Origin of the sequence: Burkholderia sp. Bp8991 (assembly GCF_003853795.1) — a bacterium.
In the GTDB taxonomy this organism is placed as follows: Bacteria; Pseudomonadota; Gammaproteobacteria; order Burkholderiales; family Burkholderiaceae; genus Burkholderia.
The window spans coordinates 34,202-51,790 of sequence record NZ_QTQJ01000045.1; the positions used below are offsets into that span (position 1 = coordinate 34,202).

The 17,589-nt window shown below is 66.7% G+C and carries 16 protein-coding genes; 8 read left to right on the forward strand and 8 right to left on the reverse strand.

The window, feature by feature from the left end; genetic code table 11:
- Positions 1–8: 8 nt before the first annotated feature.
- Together DIE02_RS32595 and DIE02_RS32600 are read right to left on the reverse strand one after the other, a co-directional pair.
- Positions 9–1,427: an LLM class flavin-dependent oxidoreductase gene (locus tag DIE02_RS32595; protein WP_124530212.1), complete on the reverse strand. Its 1,419-nt coding sequence runs from the start codon at positions 1,425–1,427 to the stop codon at positions 9–11.
- Between the two features lie 11 nt (positions 1,428–1,438).
- A complete protein-coding gene (locus DIE02_RS32600) occupies positions 1,439–2,269 on the reverse strand; it encodes a MetQ/NlpA family ABC transporter substrate-binding protein (protein ID WP_124530213.1) in 831 nt (276 codons plus the stop codon).
- Between the two features lie 434 nt (positions 2,270–2,703).
- Here DIE02_RS32600 and DIE02_RS32605 point away from each other — a divergent pair, with 434 nt between their 5' ends.
- The 6 genes from DIE02_RS32605 to DIE02_RS32635 all read left to right on the forward strand — a co-directional run bounded on the left by DIE02_RS32605 (position 2,704) and on the right by DIE02_RS32635 (position 9,258).
- Entirely contained in the window at positions 2,704–4,068 is a 1,365-nt protein-coding gene (locus tag DIE02_RS32605; RefSeq protein ID WP_124523783.1) for a 2-hydroxycarboxylate transporter family protein, read from the forward strand.
- Between the two features lie 174 nt (positions 4,069–4,242).
- Positions 4,243–6,129: an ATP-binding protein gene (locus DIE02_RS32610; protein ID WP_124530214.1), complete on the forward strand. Its 1,887-nt coding sequence runs from the start codon at positions 4,243–4,245 to the stop codon at positions 6,127–6,129.
- Entirely contained in the window at positions 6,119–7,480 is a 1,362-nt protein-coding gene (locus DIE02_RS32615) for a sigma-54 dependent transcriptional regulator (protein WP_124530215.1), read from the forward strand. Before DIE02_RS32610 ends, DIE02_RS32615 begins: the two co-directional genes overlap by 11 nt.
- Before the next feature lie 25 nt (positions 7,481–7,505).
- Positions 7,506–7,841, forward strand: coding sequence for a DUF3579 domain-containing protein (locus DIE02_RS32620; protein ID WP_124530216.1), 336 nt, complete (start codon positions 7,506–7,508; stop codon positions 7,839–7,841).
- A gap of 272 nt (positions 7,842–8,113) precedes the next feature.
- Positions 8,114–8,410, forward strand: coding sequence for a hypothetical protein (locus tag DIE02_RS32630; RefSeq protein WP_124489338.1), 297 nt, complete (start codon positions 8,114–8,116; stop codon positions 8,408–8,410).
- Positions 8,407–9,258, forward strand: coding sequence for an alpha/beta fold hydrolase (locus tag DIE02_RS32635; protein WP_124530217.1), 852 nt, complete (start codon positions 8,407–8,409; stop codon positions 9,256–9,258). Before DIE02_RS32630 ends, DIE02_RS32635 begins: the two co-directional genes overlap by 4 nt.
- A 115-nt stretch (positions 9,259–9,373) precedes the next feature.
- On the opposite strand, the gene DIE02_RS32640 is transcribed toward DIE02_RS32635, so the two are convergent.
- Complete coding sequence (locus DIE02_RS32640; RefSeq protein WP_124530218.1) at positions 9,374–9,814, reverse strand: PACE efflux transporter; 441 nt, start codon at positions 9,812–9,814, stop codon at positions 9,374–9,376.
- Between the two features lie 98 nt (positions 9,815–9,912).
- Between DIE02_RS32640 and DIE02_RS32645 the strand changes: the two genes are divergently transcribed.
- Positions 9,913–10,803: a LysR family transcriptional regulator gene (locus DIE02_RS32645; RefSeq protein WP_124530219.1), complete on the forward strand. Its 891-nt coding sequence runs from the start codon at positions 9,913–9,915 to the stop codon at positions 10,801–10,803.
- A gap of 168 nt (positions 10,804–10,971) precedes the next feature.
- Positions 10,972–11,889, forward strand: a complete 918-nt coding sequence (locus tag DIE02_RS32650; protein ID WP_124530220.1) for an AraC family transcriptional regulator — start codon at positions 10,972–10,974, stop codon at positions 11,887–11,889.
- Here the strand turns inward: DIE02_RS32650 and DIE02_RS32655 are convergent.
- From DIE02_RS32655 to DIE02_RS32675, 5 genes are all read right to left on the reverse strand, one after another.
- A complete protein-coding gene (locus tag DIE02_RS32655; RefSeq protein ID WP_260441543.1) occupies positions 11,852–13,279 on the reverse strand; it encodes a hypothetical protein in 1,428 nt (475 codons plus the stop codon). The two genes, DIE02_RS32650 and DIE02_RS32655, sit on opposite strands and share 38 nt — an antisense overlap.
- A 109-nt stretch (positions 13,280–13,388) precedes the next feature.
- Positions 13,389–14,717: a DUF6765 family protein gene (locus DIE02_RS32660; protein WP_260441544.1), complete on the reverse strand. Its 1,329-nt coding sequence runs from the start codon at positions 14,715–14,717 to the stop codon at positions 13,389–13,391.
- A gap of 5 nt (positions 14,718–14,722) precedes the next feature.
- Complete coding sequence (locus DIE02_RS32665; protein WP_124530222.1) at positions 14,723–16,357, reverse strand: LVIVD repeat-containing protein; 1,635 nt, start codon at positions 16,355–16,357, stop codon at positions 14,723–14,725.
- A gap of 46 nt (positions 16,358–16,403) precedes the next feature.
- Positions 16,404–16,844 (reverse strand): hypothetical protein, encoded by a 441-nt coding sequence (locus tag DIE02_RS32670; RefSeq protein ID WP_260441545.1) that lies wholly within the window; start codon positions 16,842–16,844, stop codon positions 16,404–16,406.
- Positions 16,845–17,097: 253 nt separating this feature from the next.
- Positions 17,098–17,589, reverse strand: a 492-nt coding sequence (locus DIE02_RS32675; protein ID WP_148093147.1) for a transposase, incomplete at its 5' end; no start/stop codon positions are given.

The following is a 17,589-nucleotide window of genomic DNA, read 5'->3' on the forward strand; positions in this document are numbered from 1 at the left end:
CGTCACGTTCACGCATGCGCGGGATGCTTGGGTTCGGGCGCCGGCACGGCGGCCGGCCGGTGCTGCGCACCCGTGTGCCACGCGGGCAGCCGCGCGCCGGCGCCGAACAGCTTCTCGCGCAGCGTCGGCGCGGGATCGTAGTCTTCCTTGTAGATGCCGCGGTTCTGCAGCTCGGGCACGACCCAGTCGACGAAATCCTCGAACGACTCGGGCATCACGGTGCGCGTCAGGTTGAAACCGTCGATGCCCGTTTCGTCGATCCACGACTGCAGTTCGTCCGCGACTTGCGACGGCGAGCCGACGATCGGCGCATAGCGGCCGCCGAGCGACATCTGTTCGAGCATCCGGCGCACGGTCCACGTGCCGGTCGTGCTCTTGCGCGAGATCGCGTCGACGGCCGACTGGATCGAGTCGGTCTTCACGTACGAAATCGGCTCGTCGAGGCCGTACTTCGCGAAATCGATGCCGGTCGAGCTCGCGAAATGCGCGAGGCCGGCTTCCGGGCTCGCATAGCGCCGGTATTCGTCGAACTTCTCGCGCGCGAGCCGCTCGGTTTCGGCGGTCACGACGCTCACGCCCGCGAAAATCTTGATCGATGCGGGATCGCGCCCCTGCCGCGCGGCGGCTGCGCGAATATCCAGCGCCGCCGCGCGCGCCGCGGCCTTGCTCTGCCCGTTCACGAACACGCACTCCGCATGCCGCCCCGCGAACTCGACGCCGCGCGCGGACGAGCCGGCCTGGTACAGCACCGGCGTGCGCTGCAGCGACGGCTCGCTCAGGTGGATCGCGTCGACCGAATAGAACGGCCCGTCGTGCTTCACGCGCCGCACCTTGCCCGGCTGCGCGAACACGCGCGCCTGCGCGTCGCGGATCACCGCGTCGTCGTCCCAGCTCTGTTCCCACAGCTTGTAGACGACGTCCATGTAGTCGTCCGCGCGTTCGTAGCGGTCGTCGTGGCCGATCTGCTGTGCGAGGCCCATCCCGCGCGCGGCGCTGTCGAGATAGCCGGTCACGATGTTCCAGCCGATGCGCCCCTTCGTCAGGTGATCGAGCGTCGACATGCGGCGCGCGAACAGGTAAGGCGGCTCGTAGGTCAGGTTCGCGGTCACGCCGAAGCCGAGATGTTGCGTGACCTGCGCCATCGCGGGCACGAGCAGCAGCGGATCGTTGACGGGCACCTGCACCGATTCGCGCAGCGCGGCGTCCGGGCCGCCGCCGAACACGTCGTACACGCCGACGATGTCCGCGAGAAAGATCCCGTCGAACTTGCCGCGTTCGAGCGTCCTCGCGAGATCGGCCCAGTAGTCCAGATCGGTGTAGTGCGCGGAGCGGTCGCGCGGATGCGTCCACAACCCGTGGTTGATGTGCCCGACGCAGTTCATGTTGAACGCGTTGAGCAGGATCTTCTTGCGGTTCGCCGTCGTCATGCCTGCCTCCGTCACCACGCGATCGCGTACAGCGAGCCGAACGCGTCGTCGAGCGCACGGCGCACCGCCGGCGAATGCTGGTAGATCGCGATGAACTTGCGGATGCGCGCGTCGTTCACGCTCTCGGGCCGCACGACCCACTGGATCGCGAAGTTCTTGTTCTCGGTGCCGTCGAACAGCAGCGCGCTGTTCGGATCGGTCGTGCCGGCGAGCTTGATGAAGCTCGGATAGCCCTGCGCGAGGTCGACGTCGTCGAGCGAGCGCGCGAGCTGCGACGCTTCGAGCGGGATGATCTTCAGGTGTTTCGGGTTGGACACGATGTCGTGCGTCGTCGCGCGGTAGTCGGCGCCCGGCTTCAGCGTGATGAGGCCCGCGCGCTGCAGCAGCAGCAGCCCGCGCCCGCCGTTCACAGGATCGTTCGCGATCGCGACGCGCGCGCCGTCCTTCAGCTCGTCGAAGCGCTTCACCTTCTTCGAGTAGAGGCCGATCTTCATGATCGTGCCCGGCGCGATCGACACGAAGTTGTAACCGCCCTGCTTCTTCGCGTTCTCGAGAAACGGGATGTGCTGGAAGTAGTTGACGTCGATGTCCTTGTTCGCGAGCGCCGCGTTCGGCGTGTTCCAGTCGGTGAACTCGACGATCTTCACGTCGAGGCCCTGCTCCTTCGCCTCCTTCGCGGCAATCTTCAGCGCGTCGATCTGCGGGCTCGTCGAGATGCCGACCTTCAGCGGCGCGGTGTCGGCACGGGCGCCGTTCAGCATCAGGACGCCGAGCAGCGCGGCCGCCAGCAGGCGGGCCACGCGGCCGGAGGAAAAGCGGGCGGAAAAAACGGCATGCAGCATGGGAACCACTCTCCTGTCCAAAGACGGTATCGACGGATGAGCGGCGCCGCGGCGAACGCGCGAGCGTTCTCCGGACAGTCGTCGTCACATCGGAAAAAGATCAGCCGATGATAGAGAGCGGCAGGAAGGCGGTCTACGAAGCGATTGTGCGAAGAAAATCGCGTGCGGCGATATGGCGCCACGGCGCGCGTCCGATGCGCGGGCGGCCGCCCCGCCCGCCATCGGGCCGAAATCTCGGCCTGCCCGCCGGGCGAATTCCGAAATCTCGGCCAGCCGGGTGTTGCCATCCTTTCCCCAGACGAAACAAAATCCTTATAAATCAATGCCCTAAAAATATTCCGGCAGGCCGGAATGCTTGGCACGGGGGTTGCATTAAGAGACGCCACACGATGCCGCGTAGCAATGCGGGCATTCCAAACATCAGGAGACACGTCTTGCAGACCTCAATCCCCACCCAATCCCGTCCGGAGGCACTTGCCGAAGCCGGTCCCGCCACGCGCACACGCTTCTGGCCGGAAGGCTGGTGGAAGCTGATGGAAATCCGCATCGGCATCATCCCGCTGCCGGTCTACGTGATCCTGTTCGGGCTGATCGTCGGCTTCGCGGTGACGGGCAAGGTGCCCGGCGAGATCTCGATGGCGATCGCCGTGCTCGCGTTCTTCGGCTTCACCTGCGCGGAACTCGGCAAGCGCCTGCCGCTCTTGCGCAACATCGGCGCGGCCGCGATCTTCGCGACCTTCGTGCCGTCGGCGCTCACCTACTACCACGTGCTGCCGAAGCCGGTGCTGAACCTCACCGTCGAGTTCACGAAGTCGACCAACTTCCTGTACCTGTTCATCGCGTCGATCATCGTCGGCAGCATCCTGAGCATGGACCGGCGCGTGCTGATCCAGGGCTTCGTGAAGATCTTCATTCCGCTCGCCGCCGGTTCGGTCGCGGCCGCGATCGTCGGCACGGCGGTCGGCACCGCGCTCGGCCTCGGCGCGCGCCACACGCTGCTGTACATCGTCGTGCCGATCATGGCGGGCGGCGTCGGCGAAGGTGCGATTCCGCTGTCGATCGGCTATTCGGAACTGATGCACCTTCCGCAGGGCGAGATGTTCGCGATGGTGCTGCCGCCGGTGATGCTCGGCAGCCTGACCGCGATCATCCTGTCGGGCGCGCTCGACATGCTCGGCAAGCGCCTGCCGCACCTGACCGGCAACGGTCGCCTGCAGGTCGGCGAAAGCGGCGACATGACGCCGGAAAGCGAGGAGATCCGCGGCCACGTCGACGTCACGCACATCGCGGGCGCCGGCATCACGGCGATCACGCTGTACCTCGTCGGCCTGATGGCGCACAAGCTGTTCGGCCTGCCCGCGCCGGTCGCGATGCTGTTCCTCGCGGTGCTGGTGAAGCTCGCGCGCGCTGTGTCGCCGCCGCTGCAGGAAGGCGCGTTCGTCGTCTACAAGTTCTTCTCGACCGCCGTCACGTACCCGCTGCTGTTCGCGATCGGCGTCGCGATGACGCCGTGGGACAAGCTGACCGCCGCCTTCACGATCGTCAACGTCGTCACGATCGTGTCGACCGTCGCGACGCTGATGGGCACCGGTTTCGTGGTCGGCCGCCTGCTGAAGATGTACCCTATCGACACCGCAATCGTGAACGCCTGCCACAGCGGGCAAGGCGGCACCGGCGACGTCGCGATCCTGACCGCCGCGAACCGGATGCAGCTGATGCCGTTCGCGCAGATCGCCACGCGCATCGGCGGCGCGATCGTCGTCACCGTGACGCTGATCCTGGTCGCGCACTTCGGATGACGCGCCGCTGCGCGCACCGTCGCGCAGGCTGCTTCGCACGCGCCGCCGCCGGCTTTGCCGGCGCGCGGCGCGCGTCGTTGTGGCGGGGCGTTTGGGACGGCCGGAGTTGCGGACGGCCGGTCTCGGACGGCCGGTCTCGGACGGCCGGTCTCGGACGACCGGTTGCGGGCATCGATGAGGGCGAACGTGCAGAAGAGCTTCAAGGGAATCCCGTGGTGGGGCTGGGCGTCGGCCGCCGTGCTGTATGTCGGCGTGGCGGGCGCGGCGGTCGATTTCGCGTGGGAACGCGCGATCGACGCGCTCGAGGAAACCGGCGCGCACCGGCTCGACCTGTATGCGTCGAGCCTGAAGAGCGAACTCGGCCGCTTCGAGATCCTGCCCGGCCTGGTCGCCCGGCAAGACGGCGTGCGCGCGCTGCTGCGGGCCGCGCCGCAAGACCGGCCCGCGCTCGCGCACACGGTGGACACGTATCTCGAAGCCGTGAACCGCGACGCGGGCAGCGGCGCCGTCGACGTGATCGACCTGCGGGGCGAAGTGATCGCCGCCAGCAACTGGAACGAGACGATCAGCTTCGTCGGCACCAACGTGTCGTACCGGCCGTACTTCAAGGATGCCCTGGCGCACGGCAGCGGCCGCTTCTTCGGGATCGGCACCAACACCGGCGTGCCGGGCGTCTACTTCGCGAGCGCGGTGCGCGACGGTGGCGTGCCGATCGGCGCGGCGGCCGTGAAGATCAGCGTCGACCCGCTCGAATCCGCGTGGCGCGCGCCGGGCGTCGCCGCGATGGTGGTCGACGGCAACGGCGTGATCGTGATCTCGACCGAGCCGGCGTGGAAGTTCACCGCGCTGCGCCCGATCACCGCGCAGCAGCAGCGCGACATCCAGGCGTCGCGGCAATACGCGGGCCGCACGGTCGACATGCTGCCCTACCGCCACCTCGGCGACCGCAGCGCCGCCGCATGGTTCGGCACGTTCCCCGATCCGCGTCACGCCGGCCGCAGCACGCGCTATCTCGTGATGTCGCGGCCCGCGCCGCAGGCCGGTGATTCGCTGATGGTGCTGCTCGACATCGCCGGCGCGCGGCGCCAGCAGCAGACCGCGTTCGCGTTCGTCACCGGCGCGTTCCTGATCGCCGCGCTGCTGGCCGGCTACGCGATCCAGCGGCGCCGGGCGATCGTCGCGCGGCTGAACGCGCAGGATGCGCTGCGCCGCGCGAACGACCGGCTCGAGCTGACCGTCGCGCAACGCACGGCCGCGCTGACGGCGGCGAACGAGCGGATGCAGCGCGAGATCGTCGAGCGCGAGCGCACCGAGCAGCGGCTGCGCGATTCACAACAGGAAGTCGTGCACGCGGGCAAGCTCGCGGTGCTCGGGCAGATGGCCGCGGGCCTCACGCACGAGCTGAACCAGCCGCTCGTCGCGATCCGCACGCTGTGCGACAACGCGCGTACGTTCTTCGAGCGCGGCCAGCCGGCGCCGGCGTATGCGAATCTCGAACGGATCGGCAAGCTCGTCGACAGCATGGCCGTGCTCACCGGCGAGCTGAAGACCTTCGCGCGCAAACCCGACGTCGAGCGCGTCGCGGTGTCGCTGAACGAGGCCGTCGCGCATGCGCGCCTGATCTACGATGCGCGGATCCGCGACGAAGGCGTGCAGCTCGACGTGAACATCGCGCCCGGCACGACGGTGTCCGCGGAATCGAGCCAGTTGCAGCAGGTGATCGTGAACCTGCTCGGCAACGCACTCGACGCGGTGCACGACGCACCGGTGCGGCGCATCGTGATCGAAGCCGCCGGGCCGGACGACGCCGGCCGCGTGCGCTTCTCGGTAGCCGACAGCGGCGCGGGCATCGCGCCCGACGTGCTGCCGCACCTGTTCGAGCCGTTCGTCACGACCAAGCCGCGCGGCCAGGGCCTCGGGCTCGGCCTCGCGATCACGTCGCGCATCGTCGAGGCGTTCGGCGCGAAGATCGCCGCGACGAACCGCGACGAAGGCGGCGCGCAGTTCAGTATCGAATTCGCGGCGGCGACGCCGCAACAGAGGATAGAGCATGGAAGATGAGATTCGCGTGCTGGTCGTCGAGGACGATGAAAACGTCCGGATCGGCGTCGAGCAGGCCGTCGCGCTCGCCGGGTTCCCGGTCGACGCATTCGCTTCGGCCGCCGACGCGCTCGCGCACGTCGCGCCCGGCGCCCCCGTCGTGATCGTGTCGGACGTGCGGATGCCGGGCATCGACGGGCTGCAGCTGCTCGAACGCGTGATGGCCGTCGATGCGCAGATTCCGGTCGTGCTGATCAGCGGCCATGCCGACATTTCGACGGCCGTCGGCGCGATGCAGGACGGCGCGTACGATTTCATCGAGAAGCCGTTCTCGTCGGACGTGATCGCGGGGCGCGTCGCGCGCGCGGTCGAGAAGCGCCGCCTGACGCTCGAGGTGCAGGGGCTGCGCGCGGCGCTGAACAACTGGCAGGGCATCGAGGCGTTCGTGCTCGGCAAGTCGCCCGCGATGGCCGACGTGCGCAAGAAGATCCTGCGGCTCGCCGATACGTCGGTGTCGGTGCTGATCACCGGCGAGACCGGCACCGGCAAGGAACTGATCGCACGCAGCCTGCACGACTTCGGCGGCCGGCGCGACGCCCATTTCGTCGCGCTGAATTGCGGCGGCCTGCCCGAGCAGGTGTTCGAGAGCGAGCTGTTCGGCCATGAGGCCGGCGCATTCACCGGCGCGATCAAGAAGCGCATCGGCAAGATCGAATGGGCGCACGGCGGCACGCTGTTCCTCGACGAGATCGAGACGATGCCGATTCCGCTGCAGATCAAGATGTTGCGCGTGCTGCAGGAGCGCGTGGTCGAGCGGCTCGGCGCGAACGAGCTGATTCCGGTCGACTGCCGAGTGGTGGCCGCATCGAAGGCCGATCTCGCCGAACTCGCGGCCGACGGGCGCTTCCGCGCGGACTTGCTGTATCGGCTCAACGTCGCGCAGATCGAGCTGCCGCCCCTGCGCGAGCGGCGCGAGGACGTGCCGCTGCTGTTCGAGCATTTCGTGCTCGCTGCCGCACGGCGCTTCGGGCAGCCGGCGCCGGTCGTCACGGCTGCGCAGGTGTCCGAACTGATGACGCATGCATGGCCCGGCAACGTGCGCGAATTGCAGAACGTGGCCGATCGCTTCGTGCTCGGGTTGACCGGCGACAGCCTGCTGTCGTCCGGCGGCGCGCCGGCGGCCGGCGGCACGCTTGCCGAGCAGATGGCGTATTTCGAGCGGATGCTGATCGAAGACATGCTGCGGCGTCACAACGGCAACGTGGCGGACGCGAGCGTCGCGCTCGGCATGCCGAAGAAGACGCTTTATCACAAGCTGCGCAACCTGCGGATTCCCGCGCGCGGCGACGCGGCGGCCGACGGCGGCGAATGACGCGAACAAGGATACGCAGAACAGCATGGATCGCATCGAAGTCACGGAACACGGCCGCATCGACGGCCACCTGATCCGCGGCGTCACGCGCGCGCAGAAAACCTTCCGACCGAGCGACTGGCCTGAGCGCCTCGCGGGTGTCATCACGCTGTTCGTCGGCGAGCGGCGGCCCGGCTATCCGTGCGCACTGTCGCGGCTCGCGATGCCGGTCGTCGACGGCAACGTCAAATGCCTGTTCGTGTCGGACGAATTGCGCGACGTATGCGCCGACGCGTTCGACTTCGCGATGCAGTTCGCCGCCGACAACGACCTTCCGGTCGAGCTTCAGACCGCGCCCGCGCTGGTGGTGCGGAGCGCCTGAGCAAAAAGCGCGGTCACGCGATCGGCGCGCCCCTCATTGAACGTCTTGAGGCTCGCGACATATGTTTGGCCGTTTTCATGGCCGAGAATGAGGCCCCGCTACGATCGGGCGCCGCAGTCTCCTGGATCAGGCGCCACGCATTCGCTTTCTCGAACAACGCCCGGAAAGCATCAAGCGCCACGCGCGCCAGCATCGGGTTCGGCAGGGGTTTCGTATCGCACTCGCTTGGCCAAGTGAAATCACTTGGCCATGTTAAATAACATGGCCAAGTCATGACCATCGCCGGCGCGCCGCAAGCGTTGCTCGATTCGGCACCGCTTTCACTCGTCATTGTTGATGCCCGGCTCATTGTCCATGGCACCGGCCGAGACCTTCGCACATTCGGGGACGGAACATTAACGTACCCGATCCGTTACTCGACTCGTTCGCTGTCTCTCAGCCGGACAAGGGTTTTCAGCCGAGCCATCAATAAAATTGATCGTCACGATGAAAATTATGCGTTTTCCTTGCAGCTTGCCGTGAGGCATAGTTGCGACGTGATGACGCACCCATTGAGTTTTCAGTCATGAACATGCGAATCGAGCCTTCGGTGCTCGCGAACCCCGACCTGCAATTTGCGACGCTTTCGTCAGGCATCAGCCTGCCGTATGTCGAGCGGGGCAGCGGCGCGCCGATGGTGTTCGTGCACGGATCGTTGTGCGACTACCGTTACTGGGATCCGCAACTCGCGTCGCTGTCGGCCCACTACCGCTGCATCGCGCCGAGCCTGAGCCATTACTGGCCGGCCGTCGAGGCGGGCATCCAGGACGAGTTCAGCTGGCAGAACCACGTCGACGAGCTCGCCGAATTCATCGACGCGCTCGATCTCGGCCCCGTGCATCTCGTCGGCCACTCGCGTGGCGGCAGCGTCGCGTTCAACGTCGCGCGCCAGCATCCGCAGCTCGTCGACACGCTGACGCTCGCCGATCCCGGCGGCCCGCTGCAACAGCCGGGCGTGCGCGAAGCCGCGCTGCCGGCCGCCGCGATCGCCCTGCGCACGCAGGCCGTGAACCTGATCGGGCAAGGCGAAGTGGAAGCCGGCCTCGAGATGTTCGTCGACTCGGTGAGCCTGCCCGGCGCCTGGAAGAAGAGCACGTCGCGCTTTCGCACGATGGCGATCGACAACGCGAGCACGCTGCCGAAGCAGCTGCAGGATCCGCTGCCCGCGTATTCGCAGCACACGGCATCGGATATCGCGTGCCGCACGCTGCTGATCGACGGCCAGCGCAGCCCGAAGATGTTCCGCAACAACGTCGACACGCTGTCGCAGTGGATCGGCGATGCACAACGGCAGACCGTCGCCGGTGCATCGCACGGGATGAACACGGCGAGCCCCGCCGTGTTCAACCGCTACGTGCACGAGTTCGTCGCCGCGTAACGCTCGCGGGCGGCATTCGCTCCGCCCGTCACTTCCCGTCACTTCCCGTCACTTCCCGCCCCTTTCCTGAACGAAGCGATACGGGCTGCCCCGCATCGCTTCGCCCGCCTCCACGTCAGATGATCGGTTCGGGCTTGCGCGTCACCGCATCCGGCAACCCGAACACGCTGTCGAACGACCAGTTGTACGCGAACGTGAAGATCGGGAAGAACACGATCAGCACGGCGTCGTACAGGAACGCCTGCCACAGCGACACGCCGAGCCACCACGCGATCAGCGGAATCAGGAACGTCACGAGCGCGACCTGGAAACCGATCGCATGCACGACGCGCCGCGCGACGGTGCGCGTCGTTTCCGCACGCCGCCGCTCCCACGCCTCGAACCCCAGGTTGTACAGAAAATTGACGATGACGCCCGTCGTCGAGATCATCATGCCGAGCAGGCCGCTCGACGTCGCGCTCGCGCCGCTCAGCATGCCGAGCACCGACGACGCGACGAGGATGCCGAGCACCTCGAACATCACGACGTAGACTATGCGTCTCTTCCAACCTTGCATGACCCACCACCTTCATATCGAACAAGGTGGCGAGACTACAGCGGGCATTTCGCCGGCAAAAGTCAGGTCCTTTCAATTTTTCTGACAGGAAGCCACGCATGCTGACCAGCGACCACATCGACATGCTGCTGACCGTCATCGACAAAGGCTCGTTCTCGGCGGCCGCCCGTGCGCTCGGCCGCACGCCTTCGGCAGTCAGCATGGCGATCGCGAATCTCGAGGCCGAGCTGGACCTCGTGCTGTTCGACCGCGGCACGCGCGAGCCGACGCCGACCGCCGCGATGGCTGCGCTGCTGCCCGATGCACGGTCGATCGCCGAACGGCTGCAGGCGCTGCGCGCGCATGCGCAGCATCTGTCGGAAGGCGTCGAGGACACGCTGCGGCTCGGCCTCGCCGCGGAGCTCGACAGCGCGCCCGTTGCGCGTGCGCTGACGGCCGTCGCCGCGAAGTATCCGGCGCTTGCGATCAGCATCGTCACCGCGCCACAGGACGCGATCGTCGACGCATTGCATCGCGGCGCCGTCGATCTCTGCGTCGCGTACGGCGGGCTCGATCTTCATCCGCAGGAACAGATCCACGCGCTGTGGACCGAGACGCTGATCGCCGTCGCCGCGCCCGGTCATCCGTCGATCGCCGAAGCCGCGCATCCCGAGGCGATCGAGCGCTTGTCGGGGTTCCGGCAGATCGTGATCGCCGACCCGGAACGGCCGCTCACCGATGTGCGGCCAGTAATCGGCAACCGCACGTGGAAGGTGACCGACATGGCGACCGCGATCGCGCTCGTGAAGGCCGGGCACGGTTGGGCGAACCTGCCCGAATCGCTGATCGGCCGGTATGTCGCCGACGGCGAACTCGCGCCGCTCGTGTTCGCGAACATCCGCAACGGGCTGCCGCTGCCCGTGTATCTGCGGCGACCGAAGCACACGGGGCTCGGCAAGGCGGCGAGCGAGTTGGTGCGTGCGCTGCGCTCGGCAGCCGACCCTACCTGATCGTCGCGGCAGCAGCCGGCACATCGCGTGCCGCCGGCCGATCGCGACGTCGAAGCACGCGCGGCGCGAGGTAAGAATCGAGTAAGCATCGCGACCTACAGTGTGTTCGTTCGAGCGAACCGCTCGCCAGATCAGACGATAGGAGAACGCGTGGTCAGCCGCCCAGCCATGAGGGACGTCTGCACGATTGCGCCGAACGGAAGCCGCGTCAGCTGGCATCCGCCGCAGAAGTGGAGACGGCAGCCCGTCGCCCCGTCGCGCGCGGCCGTCGCGATCGAGCACTACATCGCGGGCGCCACCGAAGTCGTCGATCTGGAGACGACCGGCCCGATCCTCGGCATGTACCTGCAGGCACCGACGACGCTCGAGTTGCGCACGAGCGGCGGCCGGTGGGCAGCGACGCGCATCCGCGGGCCGCTCGCCTATGCGCCGCCCGGATTCTCGTTTTCCGGCCGATGGTCCAGCGAAATCGAATGGCTCAGTGTTCACTTCGACTCGGCCTGGCTGTCGCGAACGGGGCTTCAGTCCGACCTGTGGTTCGCGTCGGCGGCGCTGCGGATGGACGTGATCGACGACCTGCTCACGCAGATCGTCCGCAGCCTCCACGAAGACGCCGTCGCGGGGATGCCGCAGGGCCCGACCTACGCGGAAGCACTCGGGGCCGCCGCGTTGCACCGGATGCTGCATCTGGAAGCGCGGCCGCACGCGAAGCAATATGCGCACGAGGCGATGATGCGCCGGGCCGGCGAGTACATCCGGGACAATTTCCAGAGCCCGCTGACGCTGACGACAGTGGCCGATGCGGTCGGCTACCCGGGCGATCTTTATTCGTTCATCCGGAGTTTCAGGAAGGCCAACGGGCTGACGCCGCATCAGTACATCATCGAAAGCCGCCTGCAAGCCGCCCGCCGCCTGATCGAGCACGGCCGCTGCGACGTGACGGAAGCCGCGCTCGACTGCGGCTTCTCGTCGGCGAGCCACTTTTCGGCGACGTTCCGCAAGCGCTGGGGCGTGTCGCCGTCCGAACTCAAGCCGCGTGCCGCGGCCGTTACGCCAACGGAAGCGACAGAATCCACAGGCCGCTGATCGTCAGTGCGATCGTCAAGGCCAGCAGCGGCAACTGGCCGACGATCGCGCGACCGGCCGGATTGCCGCTGCGCAGCGCGATCGCGTGCGTAAGCATCACACTCAGGATATGTCCGGCGAGAATCAGGAGGACTTGCGCATGCCAGATGTATCCGACGTTGATAAGCGCCTGTGCAGCCGACACCTGATCATCCGCGGCCGCGACCGGCAACAGCGTCCAGCCGAACCCGAGCGGATCGGATAGAAGCCGGACGATCTGCCGCCCCTGGTCCCGGAACAGCGTGAAGTAGTGGCAGACGTTATAGAAGAACGAGATCGGCAGCAAAATCAGACAGAACTGCTGCGAAAAGACCGCCCCATCCGATGACGACCGCGAACTGATCGCACCCAGCGCGCAGCACCCGCGGAACAGCAGGTAATACGCGACGCCGACGGCCGCGAACGCGAGCCATTGCCACGTCAGCAGGATCTCCGCGGACCATGCATAGCTTTTCCCGAGCGACGGAAGCAGATCGACGACGTGCGGATAGATGCGGCGCCAGAAGAACGCGTTCCACGTAGCCGTGTCGCGCAACCCGTCGTAGGCCGTCGACGACAGCATGAACGACAGAAACGCGACGATGCTGGTATCCGCCGGTGCGCGCGACAGGTCGGCAAGCGGGTTTCGCGGTTCGACGATCACGCGCTGGCCGCCCGTCGTGCGCCATTTCAGCGGCGACAGTTTCGCGCACAACCTGCACAGCAAGCCGAACGTATCGCAGTGGACGAGCCACCGCTCGCGCCCGAAGCACCATGCGCCGATCAGCGCGTACACAGCATACGCAATGAGAAACACGCTCGCATCCCGAGGCCGTGCGGCCCCGAACAGTTCCAGCGCGATGAGCGCGATATAGCCGCCCAGCGCGGGCCATGACGCGAGGCGTGGCGGATAGCGATAGCGCCCGCGTTCCATCGCAGGGAAACGGCGCGCGGCGATTCGCAGCAGCAGCGCAAACGGGTTGGACAATGCGTAGACGTCGCCCAGTATCGCGCTGGCATAGACCGAACCCAGATAGAACCAGAGCCAGAAACCCGACATCGCGAGGTTCAGGAACGGGTTCGCAGTTCCCGCGATGCCAGCGACGATCAGGAGCGCGACGAATGCTGCACTCAGGATTTGCCCTGTTTTCACGATCGCAGCCGGGATTCGCAGCGCGTGTACGCGTGTTCCCGGATGCCATCCCGGATCGGGAACACGCGTGCCGGACGCAAACGCCAGGATCATGAACGAAACCATCAGCGTGCCGGTGGCCGCATACGCATACAGCCACAACGGAACCGGTAAGTAGTACGGAATGTTCCAGGCATGCGCGCTCGCGTCAGCCGGCATGATGAACATGACAAGCGACAAAGGCGACGCTGCCAGCCACCTCTTCGTGCCCGATGCAGCTCCTTCGAAGCGGTTCCTCGCGCGCGCCGCGCCGTATGCAATATCTTCCGGCATTTCAAGATCTTCCCGCTCAATAATCAGCAGACGAAATCCATCCCGTCACCTTCCAGCCCGAACCGTCGCGCTTCTCCGACACGATACCCACGGTGTCGTATGGTGCGTCGAGCAACTTGATCAGTGCCACGGCACGCTTGGTTCCGTCGCTCGAACGCGCTAGCGGAAACACCAGGAAAGGCAGGACCGGCGACGGCTTTTCCCCTTCCACGATCAGCGGCAGCACGGCGTCGTTCAATGACTTGAACACCTCGAACGATGCCCGGTTGCGCGCAGCAGCGTACGACTGCGCTGCCGAACGCTGCGCGCCGCCAGCCGCGAGACAGGCACCGTGATCCCTCAGTCGCCATCCGACGAGCGCGTTGACCAGCGCAGCGTCGGGCGGGTGCCCGCGTTCGGCGAAAAGAGCGGGCAGCCAGCGCGTGTCGACCGGCGACGTCGTGACCCAGTCGCTGAAAAAGCGCGTGTAGAAATCGACGAGATCACGATCGATGCCGGCCTGCACCGTCGGCGACAGCGGCGGCGGCAGGTCGCGCCGCCCGTGCCATCTGACGGCTTTCCACACGGGACCGTCCGGCAGGCTGATGCCGTCGAGAAACGACGTATCCGCGACGCCGTTCGCAACGAACCAGTCCGACTTGGCCCGCTTCGTTCTCGCATCGACGAAGCCGGCAAGCCGCGGCCGCACCTGATCCCACGGCGTCGCACGCCGGGTTGCGCCATCGATCTTAGGATACCTGATCATCTGCTGATAGGTCGCTTTCGCCATTTCCTCCACGTCGGCGGAACGACGCCAGGTGAGCTCCGCCGCATGACTCGACGGCGCGCCTTGATCGAGCGGTGCCGCCATTGCCAGGCCGGCATCGCATTCGATCCCGTCGCGATGCCACGCCGGGACGGAAGGCGTGCCGCGATGGGCCCACGAATCCTGCCACGCATGGAGTGCGCGGCCGAATTCGCCGAGCATGAACGCGGCCTTGCCGCCGCCGGCCTTGCCGAGCGCCGCGTCGACCGGCGCCAGCGCGGCCTGCCCGCCGGGCACGACGGTTCTGGCCTGCGCATCGGCCGGCACGCTGCGCGCGCCCGGATAGTGCCGGACCTGCGCATCGACGGCATCCGGGACGAACCGCGACAGGCACGCGTACTGCAGCGGCGACGTCATGTACTCGATCGAACCCGCGTCGATACGCTGATCCGCGAGCGCGATCGCTTCCGCGTCGCGCGGCGCGAAACCGGCCTGCTGCGCCAGCCACAGCGTGAGGCCGAAATGCACGTCGGCCTCGAAGCCGGCACAGGTCAGCGGCATCGCGAGTGCGATCGCGCACGCCAGCAGGCAACGGCTCACGCGCGTCAATTGCCGATCCCCGATGCTTTCGTGCTTTGCGGGAACGGCCAGCTGCCGTTCTCGAACGACAGGACCAGCATGCCGTTGTCCTGGCACGCGGTGGTCAGCAGATGCCGGTCGAAGTCGAAATCGAGGCGCGCCGCGCACCAGTCCGGCCCGCCTGCGCGGTACTGGCCGAACATGAGATGCGCGGAGCCCGCGCCCGGCGACTTCGCGGACGCCGGGTTGTAGTACGCGATCTCCTTCGGCTTCGACGGGTCGCGAATGTCGAAGACGCGAATGCCGGAATTGAAGTAGCTGCACGCGAGCGCGGTCGCGTTCTGCCGGTTGTCGACACTGCAGTAGTGCGCGCCGTACGTGAACGTGTTCAGGCCCACGACATCGGGAATGACCTTGCTGCAGTTCGCGATCGCGTGCGTTTCGAGCCGGAGTTCCGACACCAGCCGCGGCGCCGCTTCGTCGGACATGTCGTAGATGTGCCCCATCGGGAACGGCGCCATGCCGGCATTGCATGCGGCCTTGACGGCCGTTGCACCCGGATCCTGAATCCCGCCGGCCCCGCCCTCGTCGACTTCGATCAGATACGGTTTTCCCGCCACCGAGAACGAGATCGTATGTTGTGCGATGCTGCCGTCCCGTACCGGCACCGTCGCGATCCGGTGCATCCGCGCATTCGGGCGCCGGCTCTGTACTTCGCTGGTGTCGACGACGAAGAAACCGTTGTCGCCGCTCGCGTTCGCGTCGTTCAGCGGCGGTGCGCTCATGCCGACCGCCGGGCCGCCGTTCCCCGACGCGACGAAGTACGCGCGGGTCCCGTCCTCGCTCACCGACAGGCCGTGCGAAAACGAGCCCATGCCCAGCTCCGCGAGGCTGATGGCGGAGATCATCTTCGGCCGGGTCGGTACGGTCAGGTCGATTGCGTAATAGGACTTCGTGAACGCCCCGCCGACGTAGTACGTCAGTCCGTCCGGCGAGAATCCGCCTTCGTGACCCAGCGGCGCGGTCGCCGCGACGACGCCGCCGTCCGTGCCGGTGCCGACCGGCACGCTGGCCAGCAACTGCGGCCGTGTGCAGTCCGAAGCAACGTCGTACAGGTCGATCTCCGGACCGCCAGCGCCGCCCAGTCCGTTGTCGGCGGCCAGAATTCCGCGCGCGACGTTCACGCGCAGCGATTCCCACGGATCGATCATCGACGTGGACGTCAGCGAACTCACCCGCATCGGTTGCGCCGGATCGGTGATGTCGATCACCGGCACGCCGGGATTCACGCGCGGCGGCGCGTCGGGATTGTTGAACTGCGCGCTTGCGCCCATCGTTGCGTGGTAGAAGCAGGTCTGGCCTTTTCGGTCGGTATACGTCGCGGCGGACCACGACGCGCCTTCGCCCTGCACCTGGCCGACGCGCTTCAGGTTGCAGTTGAAGCCGCCGAAGCCGGCCTGCCGAAGCGCGGCCGGCACCTGCCCCTGCAGCGCGGTCTCGAGCGCATCGCCCGGACTGCAGCTCGGCACGCGCGGCACGACATAGTCGGCGACGGATACGCCGGGTGCGGCCGCCGGCGTGTCGTCGGCTTCTCCGCCGCAGCCGGCCAGCATGAACATGCCGAGCGACAGCGCGATCGCTGCGCGAATCGGTAATTGCATCGTTGTCTCCTTCCGTGTTGTTTGTCGTGATGGAATAACGGTGCGGTCACGGCCGCGGGTAGATCTCGATCACGGCGACTTCGATCGGGTCGCCTGTCCGGCTGTGGAAATGCAGCGAGAAACGCCCGGTGATGCCGACCGGAACGATGTCCATCGACTGCTCGCGGCCGGACGCGCACACCGCGAGCGCGCCCGGGATTTCGTGCGCCATCAGGACGCCCGCTTCCTTCGAATGCACGTCGATATGCGCGGGCACGCCGTCGCGAATCGCGAGCACGGGCCGCGCCCACGGCGGCCGGGCCCGATCGACGTCGACGCTGAAGCGCTGCGGCAGCACGACCGCCGGCGCGGCGCGCGACACATACCGCGCAATGCCGTATGCAAGCAGCAGCGTCAATCCGATCGCCATCCAGGCAAGCGCGCGGCTTCGCCTGAACCGCCGTCCCGCGTCGATGCTCGTCACGGGCTCCATGAGTGCTCGCGCCATCCGATATGGCTCCATCAGGTCATCCGCGAACGACGCGGAATCGATATCGATGGATGGTAGTGACGGCCCCCGCGGCGAGATATCGGCTTATTGCAGACTGTCGGGAAATTGCGTAGCGAGTAACCCGAGTAGGCGGCGCGGCGCTCCGCACCGCCGCATTCGTCAACGCTCGGCCGGATAGACCGTTAGTTGCAACTGCCGCCGTTGCGCACGCGCCGGAGCAAGCGCCGAGGCCGACCGCCAATAAAAAGGTTCATCGAGGATTACCCGGGAACGCGGCGCGAATCTTGAGGAAGAAGTATTCGTCGTCGCGGTACCCGTAAGCTCGACGCTTGATGACCTTGATGGTGTTGTTGATGCCTTCAACGATGCTGGTATTGAGCGGATGGCGGCAGCGAGTCACGATGCCGTGCCAGTAGCCCTGCAGACGCTCGGCGAACTTTTGCAGGGCCGCGATCCCACTTTGCTGAGCCTGCTCGAACCATTGTTCCCAAGCCTTTTGCGCCCAGGCCGGCTTTCGGTAGAACCAGAGCCGCTTGAGCTCGTCGCGTAACACGTAGACGCATAACAGCGCCTGATTGGCCGCCAGCAATTCCTTCAGGTGCACGGCCTGATCCGGTTTGAGGTTGTGGCGATTACGCAGCAACAGCCAGCGGCTGGACTTCAGAACCTTGCGGGCTGGCTTGTCATGTCGGAGTTGATTGGCCTGATCGACCCGCACCCGATCGATTACTTCGCGGCCGTA